Here is a 14,943-nt window from a genome sequence, read left to right on the forward strand (position 1 = left end):
AAATTTCCGTTTAAAACTATAGCTGTACCGCTACTTTTGTTACAAACGTTATCAGGAATCTTCCTAATGCGGAAGTTTCTCACGGAAATATCCGTATACCCAGGTTCCTGCGACCGCGCTTACCAGGGTAATAATAACCGCAAATGCACCTGTTCCGATCTGTGCGAAAAGCGGTCCCGGACAGGCACCGGTAACAGCCCATCCAAAGCCGAAAATCAGTCCCCCGTAGATCTGTCCTTTATTGAATGTCTTCGGAGCTATAAAGATCTTCTCTCCGGAAAGCGTCTTGATATTGAATTTTTTGATGATAAAAACAGATACCATTCCGGTCAGAACTGCACTTCCTATCACTCCGTACATATGGAAGGACTGTAGCCTGAACATTTCCTGGATCCTGAACCAGCTGATGATTTCCGCCTTGACAAATACAATGCCGAATAAGATTCCTACAAGGAGGTACTTCAGATTTCCATACCACCGGTTGGCAGGCTGAATTTTATTAATATTCACACCTGACGGACTAGATGCATTTTTTTCTTTTTCCATGTTGCTTAGTTATAAGGAGAGAATGAACGGCAGGAGGACATTGGCCATTAAAAATCCACCAGCCATGAAACAAACGGTAGCCACTAATGAAGGCCATTGCAGGTTAGACAATCCCATAATGGCATGGCCGCTTGTACAGCCGCCGGCATAACGGGTTCCGAAACCTACCAGAAATCCACCGATGACCATAGTGAAAAAGCCTCTGAACGTTAGCAGGCCTGCAAAATTGATCAGCTGTACCGGTACCAGGCTGCTATAATCCGTAATTCCATAGGTAGCCAGTTCTGTTTTAAGGGCCGGATTAACAGAAATTTCTCCAGGGTACATCAGGAGTCGGGAGGCTATGGCACCGCCCAAAAATATCCCGAATACAAAAAACAGGTTCCAGGCTTCTCTCTTCCAGTCGTATTTGAAGAAACTGATATTTGCAGGAATGCAGGCGGCACAGATATGCCTGAGCGATGAGCTGATCCCAAATGATTTATTACCGAGAATAAGCAGCACCGGCACAGTAAGTCCTATCAGCGGCCCCGCTACATACCATGGCCAGGGTTCTTTAATCGTTTCTAGCATGATGTTACTTAATTTTCAACGAATATACGACTGAAAATAATAAAATCCCCTAACTTATTCAGCCTGTTAAATTTCCTTTGGGATATTCTATATTTAATTGAATAGTTATATATTTAGATCACAAAATATTTTTTCACGTAATACTAGACAGATTTATGCCGGTACCGTTTCATTCTTTTCTGCATCTTTTGTTTATTGGGATCATCGCGCTTTTCCCGGTGGTTAATCCTATTGGTTCTGCCCTGATTGTCAGCCCGTACCTTTCCAGGCTCTCGGATAGCCAGAAGAAGAATGCGGTCAGAAAGATTACGGTATATGCTTTTTTCATCTGTATCGTGTCTTTATTTGCAGGCCACTGGATCCTGGAACTGTTCGGGATTTCAATCCCTGTAATCCAGGTAGCCGGAGGCATCCTGATCTGCAAGATGGGTTGGGTTTCGCTGTCTTCCGACCAACAGCAGAACAGTGATAAAAACCTGACCGGTGAAACTGAAATCGGAACTGCCGATATTTCGGACCAGTTGTTTTACCCTCTTACATTCCCCATTACTACAGGAGCAGGAACCATTTCGGTGCTATTTACCTTAAGTGCCCACAGTGCAGATAAGAACTGGGAAACATACCTGATCAACACTTCTGCCATCATTCTGGCCATCCTTATCATGTGTGCCATGGTATTTTTCTTTTACAGCCATACCAAAACCATCATACAGAAACTCGGAACAAACGGGCAGAATATTGCCAACAGGATTTTTGCCTTCCTGATCTTCTGTGTAGGCCTGGAGATTGCAGTTACAGGTGTGAAAGCCATTTTCCACTAATCTGTAAAAATGCACTGGCAATGACCAATGCCAAGATTTATCTTTCAAATGAACATTTTCCAAGATGCCAAATAGTTACAAAAGCTACTGAAAAGATTATACACTTGATTACATCACCTCCGCCGGTTGCTCTTTGCCGTCTCTGCCAGTAACCTAACCAGTTCCAGTCTGCAGCTTACCCTTATCCACTAAAACTGGATGTGTGACCTGATCCCAAAGACATGCACCGGTCCGCGGTCCCTGTTATAAGCCGGATTATGCACATACTGATAGTCGAAGGTCGCCCAAAGGAATTTGGTTAGTTTTGCATTGTAATACATTTCCAGAATAGATTCGCTGCCGTAGTTCAGTTTGCCGTCACCGATAATAAATCCATAGCCTCCTGCCTTCAGGAAGTCCTTGTGGTCTTCTGAAATTCCGTTAATCCCATAACCGATACCCACTACATCATCCGGACGTTTCCAGCGGCTTCCTTTGACGGAAAATCCAGCATTGATGGTATGGTCTATTTCCGTGAAAGCCCAGGTAACATATTTCCCGTCATTCCAGCCTGCCCTGCTGAAAAATCCGATATCAGAAGTAAGCTGCTGCTCAAGGTTCAGCCCGATAGCGGTTTTCTTACCTCCATAGGCATTATGTTCTTCTTTACCACGGATCACATTAAGCAGGAACATGTTTCCTTCACTTAACGCTTCCAGTCCGTCCTGATAAGACGGTGCCTGAGATTGCGTATGGCTCACAATCAAACGGATGCGTCCGGGGTTCTTGCGGATGGAAAACTGGTGCTCCAGTTCAGCAGTCTCGGAATGGGCTTTTGAAATCCGGTATTCCATCAGATGGAAATTTGCGATACGGGGTACCGCGACACTGGACAGCCGAAGTACCCACTGAGGTTTGATAATTTCTACTACAGCACCAAACGTATAACCTCTTGTATTGGCAGGATAATCCCAGGCACCGTTCGCCCACATGCTCCAGTTGAAGAACTGCGTTCGCGGATCTTTGCTGTAGGCATTCCCGTCGAAGAAATCGGAAACGGCAAATTTTCCGGCACTGATGGTAATCCGGTTGGCGGGTACCGTTTCTGCCACCTGGTTATTGTCGTCCTCCAGGTATTCATAACGATCATGGGACAGTGCAATATGCTGCCGGATATAAGCGCGTGCAATAAATACCTGGGGAGAGACTTCTCCTACGCGGTAGGTCTCACCGTTCAGTGCACCGGCTACACCAGTTGCAAAACTCAATCCCTTTCCTCCCGAAACTTCCGGATTAACATATAAGGTTGCTCCCTTCCACAGCCTGCGGCCTAAGAACAGCGTACCGGTAAGGCTGGTTGCAGCAGGTTCTACATTATTAGCGAGGGAATTATCCCCACTGTACGGCGATGGAAACCCGGAATGTTTCTGGGCAATAACAGTCGACTGAAAATGGGCTGTCCAACCAGACTTTGCGGTATCCCTGGTATCCTGGGCCATCGCCATATTGCTGATCATGATGACAGCAGCGAATGCCCTGAGTATTGTTTTCATATGTGCTTTAAAAAATGGGTATAAATATAATCGATAATGATGAGGTATTTGATCCTAATCTATTTTCCGAGAGCTGAGCCTGAAGAAGCCCTGTTTTTTTTAATTCCGTACTCTTAAAATTTCCTAGGATTTTACATGTATGGTGAACGATCTTTTCCCAAATATACAATTGCATTATTCATTGAAAGAACCAATTAAATCCTTCCATTGCTGGGCGACTTTATCTTCAGCATACAGTTGCATGGCTTTACGGGCATTCATTCCCATTTCCTGTCTAGCCATGGAAACCATTGGGAAAATACTGAACATCCGGATGGCAATATCCGAAATTCGGGCTGCTGATATTCTTAATGTAGCCAGGATTGTTTTCTCCGGGGTAATTTCCGTTAGCGATCGTATTGATGTTCAATGTACCTAAATCGGTAGAATAATTCAGAAGACCTGAATATTCCGACTGGTTTTTTATATTTTCCGGAACATTTTCTGCAAAGAAATCTTCACCATCTTTTGTACATGAATGATTGATGACGGACATGGCCAGTAAGAATAAAGAAGCCCCCACTTTGCACCCTCTCGATTGTATAATACCCATTATTGCATTTGTTATGAATCTGCAAATTTATACGAATTATTCATACAAAGGATAGGTTTAGATGTTTATTATATTAAAAATTGCTTAAATACAGCAGTTATTATGTAATGTATAAAAAACTAAAGAAAATTTTTAACCTTTACCAGCATATAATAGGAATTTGGATCTGCAATCGTAACCATAAAATCGAAAACATTGAAGTAGTCCAGGGCTATTTCTCCACTTATACCATGAACAATCGGCGGGTGCAGATGTCAATAGGTTTGGTATTTGATGTATAATAAAATATAATCCCCTAATACCATTAGTTATGAACTATAGAAAATTTTTCCTCATGATGTTTTTCTCATTTATACTGATGTATATTATGATGTTCCTGAACGTCAATGCAGCTGAAGATTACTATACCAGCCTGACAAGAATTTATATGGCCCTGATGATGGTGGCACCAATGGCCATCCTGATGATCATGATGATGGGTAGAATGTATCCGGACCGGAAAAAAAACAGTATGATCATTATTATTTCTGCCCTCGTATTCATCGCTTCCTTTACTGCCCTGCGCTTGCAGCTGGCCGTAGGTGATGCCCAATACCTACGGGCTATGATTCCCCATCATTCTTCCGCTATCATGACCAGCAGGCATGCCGGCATCAAAGATCCGGAAGTCAGGGCATTGGCAGACAGCATTATAAAGTCGCAGCAACGGGAAATTGATCAGATGAACCGGATCCTAAAGAGGCTGCCATAAATCTTACAACTTTGTATTGCCAAACCTTAAACATCATAATCTTTAACATGTGATCAGATTTTTACTAAGCCACTTATATACAATATCCGCCTGGCAACCATTTGTAATCTGTCATTTTCACATGTAAAAGCTTTTTGATCATGACGGGTAATTCCATTCCTATTTCCTGAATTATTTCGTAATTTCATACATTTGTATGCAGCGGAAATAATAAACCGGATCATTTATTTACCAGATATGAACAGGAATTTCACCATACTTTATAAGATTATCTTTGCTTTTTTTCTGATATCCTTGTATGATTTTATCAACAGATCCGGTTCGTTTCTTACGATCGCCTGCTATATTCTACTCCTGATCCTGCTGACCGGTGACCTCAGCTATTTTGTAGTCAGACACATGAAAAAAAATTATAAGCGATCCTGACTTCTGCATTTAGGATCCTGATATTCACTGTACAATATGCAGGCTGCCTTTCGGAAAGCAGATAATACGGATACAAATATCAAATGAATGAAAAGGTATCTTCGGATACTTTTAAAATTATTAAAGAATTATGGAAAATCATTACCCTCAGACGCCCATCGACAAATTAGTACAGCCCGTCCAGCGCTTTATCCAGGAGGAAAAATCTGGAGGCCTGCTATTGGGAATCAGCGTAATGATCGCCTTAGTGCTAGCCAACACACCGTTATCTCATGCGTACCATGAATTTCTCGATCAGTCATTCGGGTTAACATGGAACAACAAAATTTATTTTAACTATAGTATTCACCATTGGATCAATGACGGGCTAATGTCCATCTTCTTTTTTGTCGTAGGGCTTGAGCTGAAGCGGGAAATTATTGGCGGGGAACTTTCCAATCCCAGAAAAGCACTTCTTCCCATTGTTGCGGCTGTAGGCGGAATGCTGATCCCTGCGCTGATATACCTGGCTTTTAACCCTTCGGGAGAACCCCACAAAGGATGGGGCATCCCAATGGCTACTGATATTGCCTTTGCGTTAGGCGTATTGTATCTTTTGGGGAACAGGATTCCCCTTGCCCTTAAAGTTTTTCTTACTGCCCTTGCTATCGTTGATGACCTGGGGGCCGTACTGGTTATTGCTTTTTTCTATACCTCGGAGATCAGCATCGGGTTTCTGCTGGCCGGCCTGTTGATATTGCTTTTTATGTACCTGGGCAATAAACTGGGCATACGCTCCATCATCTTTTATGCCGTGCTGGGTATCTGCGGTGTGTGGGCAACATTCCTGGTTTCAGGCGTACATGCCACAATTGCAGCCGTACTGGCTGCCTTTACCATCCCTGCTGATGTAAAAATCAAGGAAAATATATTCATTTCCAAGATCAATGTTTACCTGGAACGCTTCAAAAACATTGATCCTACTGAAAATACGCCTACCCTTACCAACGAACAGCTCCATGTCCTGGAAAAAATGAATGAAGCCACGCTGGCCGCTACACCACCCCTGCAAAGGCTGGAGCATGCCATGCATCCGGCTGTGTCCTTCCTGATTATTCCTGTCTTCGCTATTGCCAATGCCGGAGTTTCACTGAACATAGATCCGGCAGCACTCCTGGACAATAATATAGCCTTAGGAACTGCGCTTGGACTTCTTGCCGGAAAAGTATTGGGCGTAGTAGGATTCAGTATGGCATTCATCAAACTGAAAATTGCCAAGGTGCCTGAAGGCATGAATTTCCGGAATCTCCTGGGATTGGGCTTCCTGGCTTCCATTGGTTTTACGATGTCCCTGTTCATCACTTCGCTGGCCTTTTCCCATGAGGAATATCAGACCCAGGCTAAAATAGGGATTTTCGCAGCATCTCTTATCGGCGGAATTACCGGATACATCATCCTAAGCAGAAATTCTCAGTCAGCAGGCAAATAATCAGCATCATTTTTAATTTTGCCTGTTTTCATGGTATTCGTACTTTTATTTTTTCGTCTTGTTTTTAAAGCTGCTATTTTAAAGGTTTTTATACTTTAAAAGTTGTTGTACGATCTTACTTTATTAAGCCATGGCCATTAACCATCCTTTAAAAATTCTCTAAATTTCACTTTTCTATGAGTAAAGGGAATTCTTCGATTGTTAAATTTTCACACAGATTTTTATCGCTATAATTAAAAACTGTAGATTTTACAACCTAAGTACTCTTTCTGTTTTCAAATTTGTTCGCTTCAAAATTCTTAAGTGTTAAAAAACTTTCCCGACTTTTGAATCCGTTAAACTTCGGTTGGTGGTTATGCCTAGTCTATTCTCTCCTGCATCTTTCTTCTGACGGAAAAATCAGCCGAATATAAAAGCCGCCTTATTTTATCAATAAGACGGCTACACCAAAACACTCCACTAACACGATGAGTCAAAAATATTTAAAAATTATAATTCTCTAACTTGACTCTTTATTCTGTCACAGATTCTGTTATGTCAATCTCCATCCCATTTGCATCTCTGTGATACTTCAGTAAAAGCCATTATCTCAACAGGAAACTAATTCCTGATTCAAAGATATATATTTTATTTTTATTTCAAAATAAAGTGATAAATAAATTAAAATACACAATATTAAAGTATTGATAATTAGATTATTAAATTTTATACAATTCACTATATAATGTATAAAATAATATAACAATGATCATCTATCGTTCACATAAGCCAAACCGTCAAAAATTCCTCGAATTTAGTGAGACCTTGCAATGAAGCGGATTTTTTTTAATTATCGCTCCATGCTCATAGCACTCTTTCTGCTATGTGGCCTTAGTGCAAAATAAAAAAACAGCCTCGACAAGCTGCCAAATGTTTTGGTCGCGTAAAAACTTCTACCGCTGCTACCTAAAAAGAAAAAGTCGGAAGAAAAATCTTCCGACCATGAATAGGTATGATCCCGTTTTTTTATTAATAACAATTATTTATTCTGAGGATCTGTGAATTAGTTTACACGGATAAAGGAAACTTTGCCATCCAGGCCATTCTTCCGGAAAAACTGGACCTTAACTTCACTATCCTCAAATGAAGTCTCATAACTTGGGATAACTTTGTACGGCGTAAACTGTTTTACGGTAATTACACAATAATCGTCACTGGCATCTCCTGCAGGAGCATCATATACAGACAGAACTGCGCCAGCCCTAACATTTTGGAGAATAACTGACCGTGTTTCATCATTGGAACCGATATAGGCGGGTGTTTTTGCTTTCAGGTTGTACCATTGCCCCGGTGCATCCGTAATCTGGGCCACTGTATTTTGCGATCCTCCGTTGCCTTCTTTGAAGATTAACGTACCTGACTGGGCTTTTACAGTTGACATGCCCAGCAATAGTGAGCCGATAGCCACTGCTTTAAAAATTGTTTTCATAGTATTAATATTTTGTAAAACAATATTACAATAAAATATTCACATTATCATGACAAATAAAAAATATTTACTACTAATAAATGTTTAACTTTAAATTTGCGTTCATCATAACAACGGCATGCAAGCAGGTAAGATCCAATACATTGTATTCAATCATGCCTGTTAAATGTTTTTATGATGGCATACTGATAATCAAGAGAAAACTTTTTTGTTTCAAATTAATGTGAATAAAACCACCACATTGCGTGAGAAATATTATACAATCATTATCCTCCTGCTCAGCCAGATGATTGCAGGGCAGATGAAAGTTTCTGCAAAGGTCAGAGATTCTGATACGCATCTTCCATTAGAGGCTGTTAGTATTATACTGACTAAAAAAAATGATACCCTGGTCGTGCGCAAATTGACTTCTGATAAAAGCGGACATTTTGTTCTCACCGGTGTTTCCGCGGGAAGGTATCAGCTGCATTTCAAAAAACAGGGTTATAAAGAATTGAAATCCAATATTGAAATCCAAAGTTCCGGCCTTGATTTACCAGATGTATACCTCAGCCTGAAGGAAACCGTTATCGATGAAGTAAAGTTAAAACCAATATCAGTAAAAATACATTCAGATACATTACAATATAATGCTACACAATATAAAACTAGGCCTGATGCCCGTACGGAAGATCTTCTCAGGCGCCTGCCGGGAATTTTTGTGGATCATGACAGCAATGTATTGATCCGCGGTAAAGAGGTGGAACAGATCCTGGTGAACGGCGAGGCTTTTTTCGGGGATGACAAAAAAAGAGCGATTCAGATGATCCCTGCTAAACTGATTGACAACATACAGGTATATTCTTCTGCAAAGAAAGAAAACGGACAGGGCAGTATTCAGGACGAAACCAAAATCACGACCATCAATATCATTACCAAAAAAAACAAATCTCTTTTCGGCGACGTACAGGCCGGAGCTGGGCTGGTAAAATGCCACAACCTATCCGGGAACATCAGCACCCTGGATAAAAAGGCCAACTACAGCATCGTTGCACAGGATGACAATGCAGGGCTTACGGGAATCGGTACCCATAAGATGCCTTCAGGGAACAGTCCGCGAACTGTACAAAAAAGGCTTGCAGGAATTAATATATCCTATTCTAAATCGCCTGCACTCCGGTTTTACGGGAGTACTGAAATTGATGATACAAAGAGCTTTTCCAGGGAATCCAGCAGGCTCCAGACGCAATTGCCGGGCAACGTGATCCAGTATAACAGTACTGAAACCAGCTCTTCATTACACAATACTTCCTTGCGGTTCAATTATACGCTTAATGCACGGATCGACTCACTGACAACCCTGAATGTCAATACCAATATTTTAACAGGCCGCACATTAACCCAGCAAAACAGCCTGTCTCACATCATACAAAATCAACTCCCTATCAATACGATCCATAATACCGTGAGCAGTAAACAACGGACAGGAAGTGGTTACCTGAATGCCTATATCAGCAGGAAGTTCAGGAAAAAAGGAAGAAGTATTTCAGTAGGTTGGTATGGAGGCATCAATCACCTGCAGCAAAACGATACCATCAGAGTATTTTCTATGGATAATCCTGCTTCAACACAGATGAACATAGGCGAAAACAGGAGCACATCGGTTTCCGTATCGGCAAATTATACAGAACCTGTACATCCATATGGCAGCATGACGGTAAGTTATAGCCTATCCAAAGCGTACAACACAAACAGAAGGAATATATTTCAGGAATATCCCGGTTTTTCATCCGTTTTTCTGGAGACAAAAACAACAACTCTGACACAGCAGGCACAAACACGGTATACATATCAACGCGACCGTTATGAAATTTCAGGCGGCCTTAACCTTCAGCAGACAGAACTGGATACCAGGAGCGACCACACCACCAAAAGTATTCAGTTCTCTCCTGACCTGAGCTTTACTTACAAGCCTAATACCGTACGTTCCTTTATCCTGAATTACCGGAATACGATAACCCCGCCTGCCGGTATTTTGCTACAGCCCATAATAGACAATACGAATCCATTGTTCATCCGGTATGGAAACCGGGACCTGAAGCCTTCCCTCACCCACTTCCTGGATTTTTCTTATAATACTGTCAACAGCAACTCGCAGCCTTTTCTGATCAACCTGAATGCGGTCCTGTACCAGAATGAAATTGTGGAACAGGTTACGGCTGATACGGCCGGCTTCCAGAGTACAAAGCCTATGAATTTCAGCGGCAATTATCTACTTTCTTTCAATATTTCTAAGTCTGCCGAAATCAAACAAAGCGAAATCAATATGAATTTCAATACCAATGTGATGTACAGATATTCAGGAAATGTCATCAATGGCGTGGAAAACCACACTAAAATTTCAACGATCCGGGAGACTATTGCAGCATCAAAGACTTTCGGAGAGTCATTGGATATAAACTTTAATTTTCAGCCCTCGCTGATCATCAGCACCAATACACTCAATGCATCAAAGACATCATTTTTCACCTATACAACAGGGCTTGATCTTTCCTGGAGCAATGAAGCTTGGAAGCTGACAGGATACGGATCTCATTCCTATTATGGTCGGTTCAATACCAGCCGTAGCCGGTCTTTTTTTATGGCCAACCTATTTATTGAACGTAAAATATCCAAACTTCGGCCGTTATATCTGCATCTTGCCTACTACAATATTACCAACTCCAAGGATTATATCAACAGGATCATTTCAGGAAATACTCTTCTGGATTCAGCTAAAGAAATGATGCCGTCTTACCTTATGCTCGGCGTCAAATGGAGTATCCTGAAAAACAACTGAAACCAGCCATTGATTTTTTTGCCATATTAAACCGATAAACCTTCGTTTCTAATTTTATATTCTCGAAGGTCAGCAGATTACGAGGACGTCTTTTCATGCATTCTAAAAATCGTAGATTTTTAAAAACTAATGTGCTCTTCTTATTTTCAAAGCTGGTAACTACAAAAATCTTAAGTGTCAAAAAAAAGACTTTTGTGACTGTTGTGGTACAATCCTCGCAGATCAGCAGATCAAGCAGATTTTTTCACGCATTAAAAATCTAAGATTTTTAAATACTGATGTGCTCTTTCTGTTTTCAAAGCTGGCTGCTTAAGATTCTCATGTGTCAAAAAAACTCTTGTGACAGTGACTCTGCTGACATTTGTTTTATATCTATAAATTCCACAGAGTATCCAGATATGTTTGTTATCTTTAAGATAATGGTGCTACAGAATTTATAGCAAAACTGTTGCAGACAAAAGACTAATCAATGACATCCCAAGAAATTCCATCAGGCTTTTCCAAACCTAAGCACTCTACTGCCCATTCTAACTCAATTGCTACAAGTTTTTTGAAAACACTCACTAACCACTTCGGCATAGAGTTTCGTTCACCCAAACGCTTTATGTGACCTGCACACAAGGCAGGTGCATAATTTGAACCATCTGGCATTATTTTGTAGCGACTTGGGCTGCCTTCTAAATAAAGTGTAGGTAATAATGTTGCAAGGTCATGATTTTTATTACCTGATGCTGCACAACTCCAATCAACAAAGACAACCTGATTATCTAAAAAACAGATATTGTCACTTCTCATGTCACGCCATCACCAACGTATTCTACACCCCACTGATACAATTGATCAATAATGGGTTCCAGTTTTTTTCCTTTATCGGTAAGCATATATTCAACGGTGGGAGGAACGGTAGCAAATACTTTTCTGACCACGATGCCGTTGGCTTCCATATTCTTTAATTCCTTAACCAGCATTCTTGTATTGATGCCAGTAACCATGCGCTCTAACTCACTGAAACGTCTTTTGCCCGGAAAGAGGGCATAAATAATAGACATCGACCATTTTCCTCCAATGATGGTCAGAATTTCCTGAAGCGTACACCGCTCTTTATTTTTTTTTATTTTTTTTTCGCCCATATCTCACTGATTCTGTTTAAAGCTTTACTTTTTGGCATTACTATACAATCGTGTAACTACTTGCAAAAGTAAAGTATTAACTTTTCCTTTGCAACAGATTTAAAAAACAAAATATGGACTATTCATTAAACGGTAAAGTCGCTTTGGTAACCGGAGGAACCAAAGGCATAGGTAAGGCTATTGCCGATGCATTGAGGGATATGGGAGCGCAGGTTATTGTCATTGCACGCACTGAGCCAGAAGAAGCACTTAAAGAACAACACTTTATTGCGGCTGATCTCACTGAAGCCGGCACTGCTGAAGGGATCAGTAAAAAAGTCATCGAAAAATACGGGCGTATTGACATCATTATCAATAATGCTGGAGCCAACCTGAGCCCGGGTGGCGGATTCAGCGTACTTGAGGACGAACACTGGATCAATGACTGGCAATTGAATTTCCTTTCGGTGGTACGCATCAACAAAGCCTTCCTTCCTGCGATGATCGCACAGAAAAACGGAGTCATCATCAATGTTTCCACCAATGCCGCAAAACAGCCGATCTGGGAGATGACCATGTCTTATTCTTCTGCTAAAGCAGCATTGAATGCTTACAGTAAAGCCCTGGCCAGCGAGCTTGGCCCTCATGGCATCAGAGTAAACGTAGTTTCACCCGGTGTGGTGGAAACTCCTCTGATGCTTGAATTTATCGACAATATGGCGAAAGCATCTGGTACCAGCAGAGAGGAAGCATTTAAAAAAGTTATGGAAACTGTCAACGTACCTTTAAACCGCATGGCAGAACCTGAAGAGGTGGCCCGTCTTGTCGCCTTTCTGGTTTCTGACAACGCCACCTATATAACAGGAACTAATTATTCAGTGGATGGAGGTGCTTTGCCTACGATGTAAGCGGTATCATGACTTCTGAATTGCTGTTAGTCAGATTAGTAAACAGCTATTTGGAAACAATGCAATAACAGGTAAATTTATCTAAATTAGAGGTTATGATAAGACTATTCCGCCTTTATAATAATCCGGGTGCCTGAAGAGGACAGCATTTTTACCATAAACAAAAGAGAACTGAATCAGTTCTCTTTTCAATTTTATTACTTCAATATCTATCTAACTATATATGCCTCACCTCTGGTTAATTTTCATTCTTAACACGGAATATTGTTCGACACTGAGCAAAATTACCTGACCCGTCGGTAGTTCTCTGTACAGGTTTTTTGAGGTTATTCCCGATTGCAAAAGCTTTCCATCAACTGAAAATACTTTGTAGGCCTTATCTGACGGAATTGATTGAAGATCCTTGGTTACTTCCAATGCAGATAAGGTGGCCGAGTTATAGGTACAGGTCTGGTTACCAAACTGTATGGTGAAATTATTGATATCCAGAGGCTGGCCCGAGGTGTTGGTCCACGAAGCATAAAATGTATTCGACTGATTCCAGTAGCCGGCATTGACAAACGATAAGTTGTTGATGGTTTTGGGATTTCCGCTATCCGGAATAGCAGAACTGCTGCTGTACAATAAATAATAAGGATTGCTCTGTGACTTCATGAAATTAGGGCACTGAGATTTTGCACCAGTTCCCATTGCTAATGCAATAGCGAAAAATAGATTTTTCATCTGTTTTTATTTTAATTATAAATGACTGTCAAATGTTCAGGAATGCAATGCCGAATAGGTTTCTAAAGGCTTCACCGGGGATGATCTGCCATATTTTCATGTTGTATTAAGCCAATGGCTAAAACTATATAACCATCCCATCCATTTAATAATGCGGAGCCTTACAGGAAAAGTTTCAACCGTTACACTAGTCTCTTGACGCATTCTCTTTGAAAAAGCAGACCAGTTTTAGTGTACGAATATCGTATTCCAGATTTTAGGCTCCGGTTTTACATCACACCCTTCTTTATATTTTCCTGTGCGCAAAAATCAGGAATACCTTTGTAAAGGGTATCAGTATAAATACTGATTTTTACATTATTAAATATTGTACTCCTCCATTGGATCTACCTTTAAATTATATCGATAACAGCCTGCTATGATCTTAATGATGTTATTACAATAAAATCATTATCCATTATGGGAGCAGCGTCAGTTTAATTGTTCCTGAACTGCCGGATAATTTTCAGCTAGGAATTTTAATTGATAATACACCTGATAATCTTTATTTCGCGATGGCATTTTTGTTGTAGCTCATGGTACATACATTTGATTCCAATGAAAAAATTGATTTTAACAACAGTAGGTATGGTTGTACTATCAGCCTGTAACAAACCTGCTCAGACAAACGAAAGTACCGTTAAGAATGAACAGAAAGTGGTGGGTGCCGATAAGGACGACCATGGATGCAAGGCTTCGGCGGGACAGACCTGGAGCGAACTGAAACAGGATTGCATACAGGTTTTTAATGAAGGGTTCCGGCTGAATCCTGTGGCTCCTAAAAAAGATGCAGCCGTCATCAGTGCATTTGTTTTGATGAGTGATGACAAAAGTAAACTGGAGCTTTTTTTACCGGATCAGGCCAATCATACCCTCATCCTGAATAAGTCTGACAAGGGCATGTATCAAAATGACCAGTATCAATATGATCCGGTTAAGTCTGTCCTTTACGTTAATGGCGTGGAACAATATAAAGGGAATGTAGAATAAAGCAGCAAATCCTGATATAACTTTCTGTAAAAGCCAGCCTTATCATATGAATAAGGCTGGCTTTTTAATTTATAGTCGCACATCTAGCATCTCCTGATTATCCAGATCTCATAACGGGTTTATCAGTGATGACCATGCCAATGATACGACGTCTTAAATTCAGTGAAGTTAAAAACAGC

Annotated in this window: 14 protein-coding genes; 6 read left to right on the forward strand and 8 right to left on the reverse strand. The window is 40.8% G+C overall.

Going from position 1 to position 14,943, the window contains the following annotated elements:
• Positions 1 to 63: 63 nt before the first annotated feature.
• Positions 64 to 546: a DUF6691 family protein gene (locus tag QE404_RS08980; RefSeq protein WP_307449540.1), complete on the reverse strand. Its 483-nt coding sequence runs from the start codon at positions 544 to 546 to the stop codon at positions 64 to 66.
• A 9-nt stretch (positions 547 to 555) separates the two neighbouring features.
• On the reverse strand, positions 556 to 1,119 hold the full coding sequence (locus QE404_RS08985; protein WP_307449542.1) for a YeeE/YedE family protein: 564 nt from the start codon (positions 1,117 to 1,119) through the stop codon (positions 556 to 558).
• 155 nt (positions 1,120 to 1,274) lie between these two features.
• Between QE404_RS08985 and QE404_RS08990 the strand changes: the two genes are divergently transcribed.
• Entirely contained in the window at positions 1,275 to 1,940 is a 666-nt protein-coding gene (locus QE404_RS08990; protein ID WP_307449545.1) for a MarC family protein, read from the forward strand.
• Positions 1,941 to 2,128: 188 nt separating this feature from the next.
• Here the strand turns inward: QE404_RS08990 and QE404_RS08995 are convergent, their stop codons facing one another.
• Both QE404_RS08995 and QE404_RS09000 read right to left on the reverse strand, forming a co-directional pair.
• Complete coding sequence (locus QE404_RS08995) at positions 2,129 to 3,472, reverse strand: carbohydrate porin (RefSeq protein WP_307449548.1); 1,344 nt, start codon at positions 3,470 to 3,472, stop codon at positions 2,129 to 2,131.
• A 274-nt stretch (positions 3,473 to 3,746) separates the two neighbouring features.
• Entirely contained in the window at positions 3,747 to 4,064 is a 318-nt protein-coding gene (locus QE404_RS09000; RefSeq protein ID WP_307449551.1) for a hypothetical protein, read from the reverse strand.
• 310 nt (positions 4,065 to 4,374) lie between these two features.
• Between QE404_RS09000 and QE404_RS09005 the strand changes: the two genes are divergently transcribed.
• Together QE404_RS09005 and nhaA are read left to right on the forward strand one after the other, a co-directional pair.
• On the forward strand, positions 4,375 to 4,815 hold the full coding sequence (locus QE404_RS09005; protein WP_307449553.1) for a DUF305 domain-containing protein: 441 nt from the start codon (positions 4,375 to 4,377) through the stop codon (positions 4,813 to 4,815).
• 556 nt (positions 4,816 to 5,371) lie between these two features.
• Positions 5,372 to 6,709: a Na+/H+ antiporter NhaA gene (gene nhaA / locus QE404_RS09010; RefSeq protein WP_307449555.1), complete on the forward strand. Its 1,338-nt coding sequence runs from the start codon at positions 5,372 to 5,374 to the stop codon at positions 6,707 to 6,709.
• Positions 6,710 to 7,751: 1,042 nt separating this feature from the next.
• Here nhaA and QE404_RS09015 read toward each other — a convergent pair.
• On the reverse strand, positions 7,752 to 8,177 hold the full coding sequence (locus QE404_RS09015; protein ID WP_307449557.1) for a hypothetical protein: 426 nt from the start codon (positions 8,175 to 8,177) through the stop codon (positions 7,752 to 7,754).
• Between the two features lie 223 nt (positions 8,178 to 8,400).
• Here QE404_RS09015 and QE404_RS09020 point away from each other — a divergent pair, with 223 nt between their 5' ends.
• Positions 8,401 to 10,995, forward strand: coding sequence for a TonB-dependent receptor (locus QE404_RS09020; RefSeq protein WP_307449560.1), 2,595 nt, complete (start codon positions 8,401 to 8,403; stop codon positions 10,993 to 10,995).
• 462 nt (positions 10,996 to 11,457) lie between these two features.
• Here QE404_RS09020 and QE404_RS09025 read toward each other — a convergent pair whose 3' ends face one another.
• On the reverse strand, positions 11,458 to 11,790 hold the full coding sequence (locus tag QE404_RS09025; RefSeq protein WP_307449562.1) for a hypothetical protein: 333 nt from the start codon (positions 11,788 to 11,790) through the stop codon (positions 11,458 to 11,460).
• Entirely contained in the window at positions 11,787 to 12,125 is a 339-nt protein-coding gene (locus QE404_RS09030) for a winged helix-turn-helix transcriptional regulator (protein WP_307449565.1), read from the reverse strand. Before QE404_RS09030 ends, QE404_RS09025 begins: the two co-directional genes overlap by 4 nt.
• 113 nt (positions 12,126 to 12,238) lie before the next feature.
• Between QE404_RS09030 and QE404_RS09035 the strand changes: the two genes are divergently transcribed.
• Positions 12,239 to 13,012, forward strand: coding sequence for an SDR family oxidoreductase (locus tag QE404_RS09035; protein ID WP_307449568.1), 774 nt, complete (start codon positions 12,239 to 12,241; stop codon positions 13,010 to 13,012).
• Positions 13,013 to 13,240: 228 nt separating this feature from the next.
• Here the strand turns inward: QE404_RS09035 and QE404_RS09040 are convergent, their stop codons facing one another.
• Positions 13,241 to 13,735 carry a hypothetical protein gene (locus tag QE404_RS09040; protein ID WP_307449570.1) on the reverse strand — a complete coding sequence of 165 codons (495 nt, stop codon included), beginning with the start codon at positions 13,733 to 13,735 and terminating at the stop codon, positions 13,241 to 13,243.
• Positions 13,736 to 14,362: 627 nt separating this feature from the next.
• On the opposite strand from QE404_RS09040, the gene QE404_RS09045 reads away from it, so the two are divergent.
• Positions 14,363 to 14,764 carry a hypothetical protein gene (locus QE404_RS09045; protein ID WP_373462418.1) on the forward strand — a complete coding sequence of 134 codons (402 nt, stop codon included), beginning with the start codon at positions 14,363 to 14,365 and terminating at the stop codon, positions 14,762 to 14,764.
• The last annotated feature ends 179 nt before the right edge of the window (positions 14,765 to 14,943 follow it).

Source organism: Chryseobacterium camelliae, from assembly GCF_030818575.1.
GTDB classification, from domain to species: Bacteria; Bacteroidota; Bacteroidia; order Flavobacteriales; family Weeksellaceae; genus Chryseobacterium; species Chryseobacterium camelliae_A.

Excerpts from the sequence above, each read along its gene's own strand:
- QE404_RS08980 (WP_307449540.1), bottom strand. The coding sequence starts at position 546 with ATGGAAAAAGAAAAAAATGCATCTAGTCCGTCAGGTGTGAATATTAAT.
- QE404_RS08985 (WP_307449542.1), bottom strand. The coding sequence starts at position 1,119 with ATGCTAGAAACGATTAAAGAACCCTGGCCATGGTATGTAGCGGGGCCG.
- QE404_RS08990 (WP_307449545.1), top strand. The coding sequence starts at position 1,275 with ATGCCGGTACCGTTTCATTCTTTTCTGCATCTTTTGTTTATTGGGATC.
- QE404_RS08995 (WP_307449548.1), bottom strand. The coding sequence starts at position 3,472 with ATGAAAACAATACTCAGGGCATTCGCTGCTGTCATCATGATCAGCAAT.
- QE404_RS09000 (WP_307449551.1), bottom strand. The coding sequence starts at position 4,064 with ATGGGTATTATACAATCGAGAGGGTGCAAAGTGGGGGCTTCTTTATTC.
- QE404_RS09005 (WP_307449553.1), top strand. The coding sequence starts at position 4,375 with ATGAACTATAGAAAATTTTTCCTCATGATGTTTTTCTCATTTATACTG.
- nhaA (WP_307449555.1), top strand. The coding sequence starts at position 5,372 with ATGGAAAATCATTACCCTCAGACGCCCATCGACAAATTAGTACAGCCC.
- QE404_RS09015 (WP_307449557.1), bottom strand. The coding sequence starts at position 8,177 with ATGAAAACAATTTTTAAAGCAGTGGCTATCGGCTCACTATTGCTGGGC.
- QE404_RS09025 (WP_307449562.1), bottom strand. The coding sequence starts at position 11,790 with ATGAGAAGTGACAATATCTGTTTTTTAGATAATCAGGTTGTCTTTGTT.
- QE404_RS09030 (WP_307449565.1), bottom strand. The coding sequence starts at position 12,125 with ATGGGCGAAAAAAAAATAAAAAAAAATAAAGAGCGGTGTACGCTTCAG.
- QE404_RS09035 (WP_307449568.1), top strand. The coding sequence starts at position 12,239 with ATGGACTATTCATTAAACGGTAAAGTCGCTTTGGTAACCGGAGGAACC.
- QE404_RS09040 (WP_307449570.1), bottom strand. The coding sequence starts at position 13,735 with ATGAAAAATCTATTTTTCGCTATTGCATTAGCAATGGGAACTGGTGCA.
- QE404_RS09045 (WP_373462418.1), top strand. The coding sequence starts at position 14,363 with ATGGTTGTACTATCAGCCTGTAACAAACCTGCTCAGACAAACGAAAGT.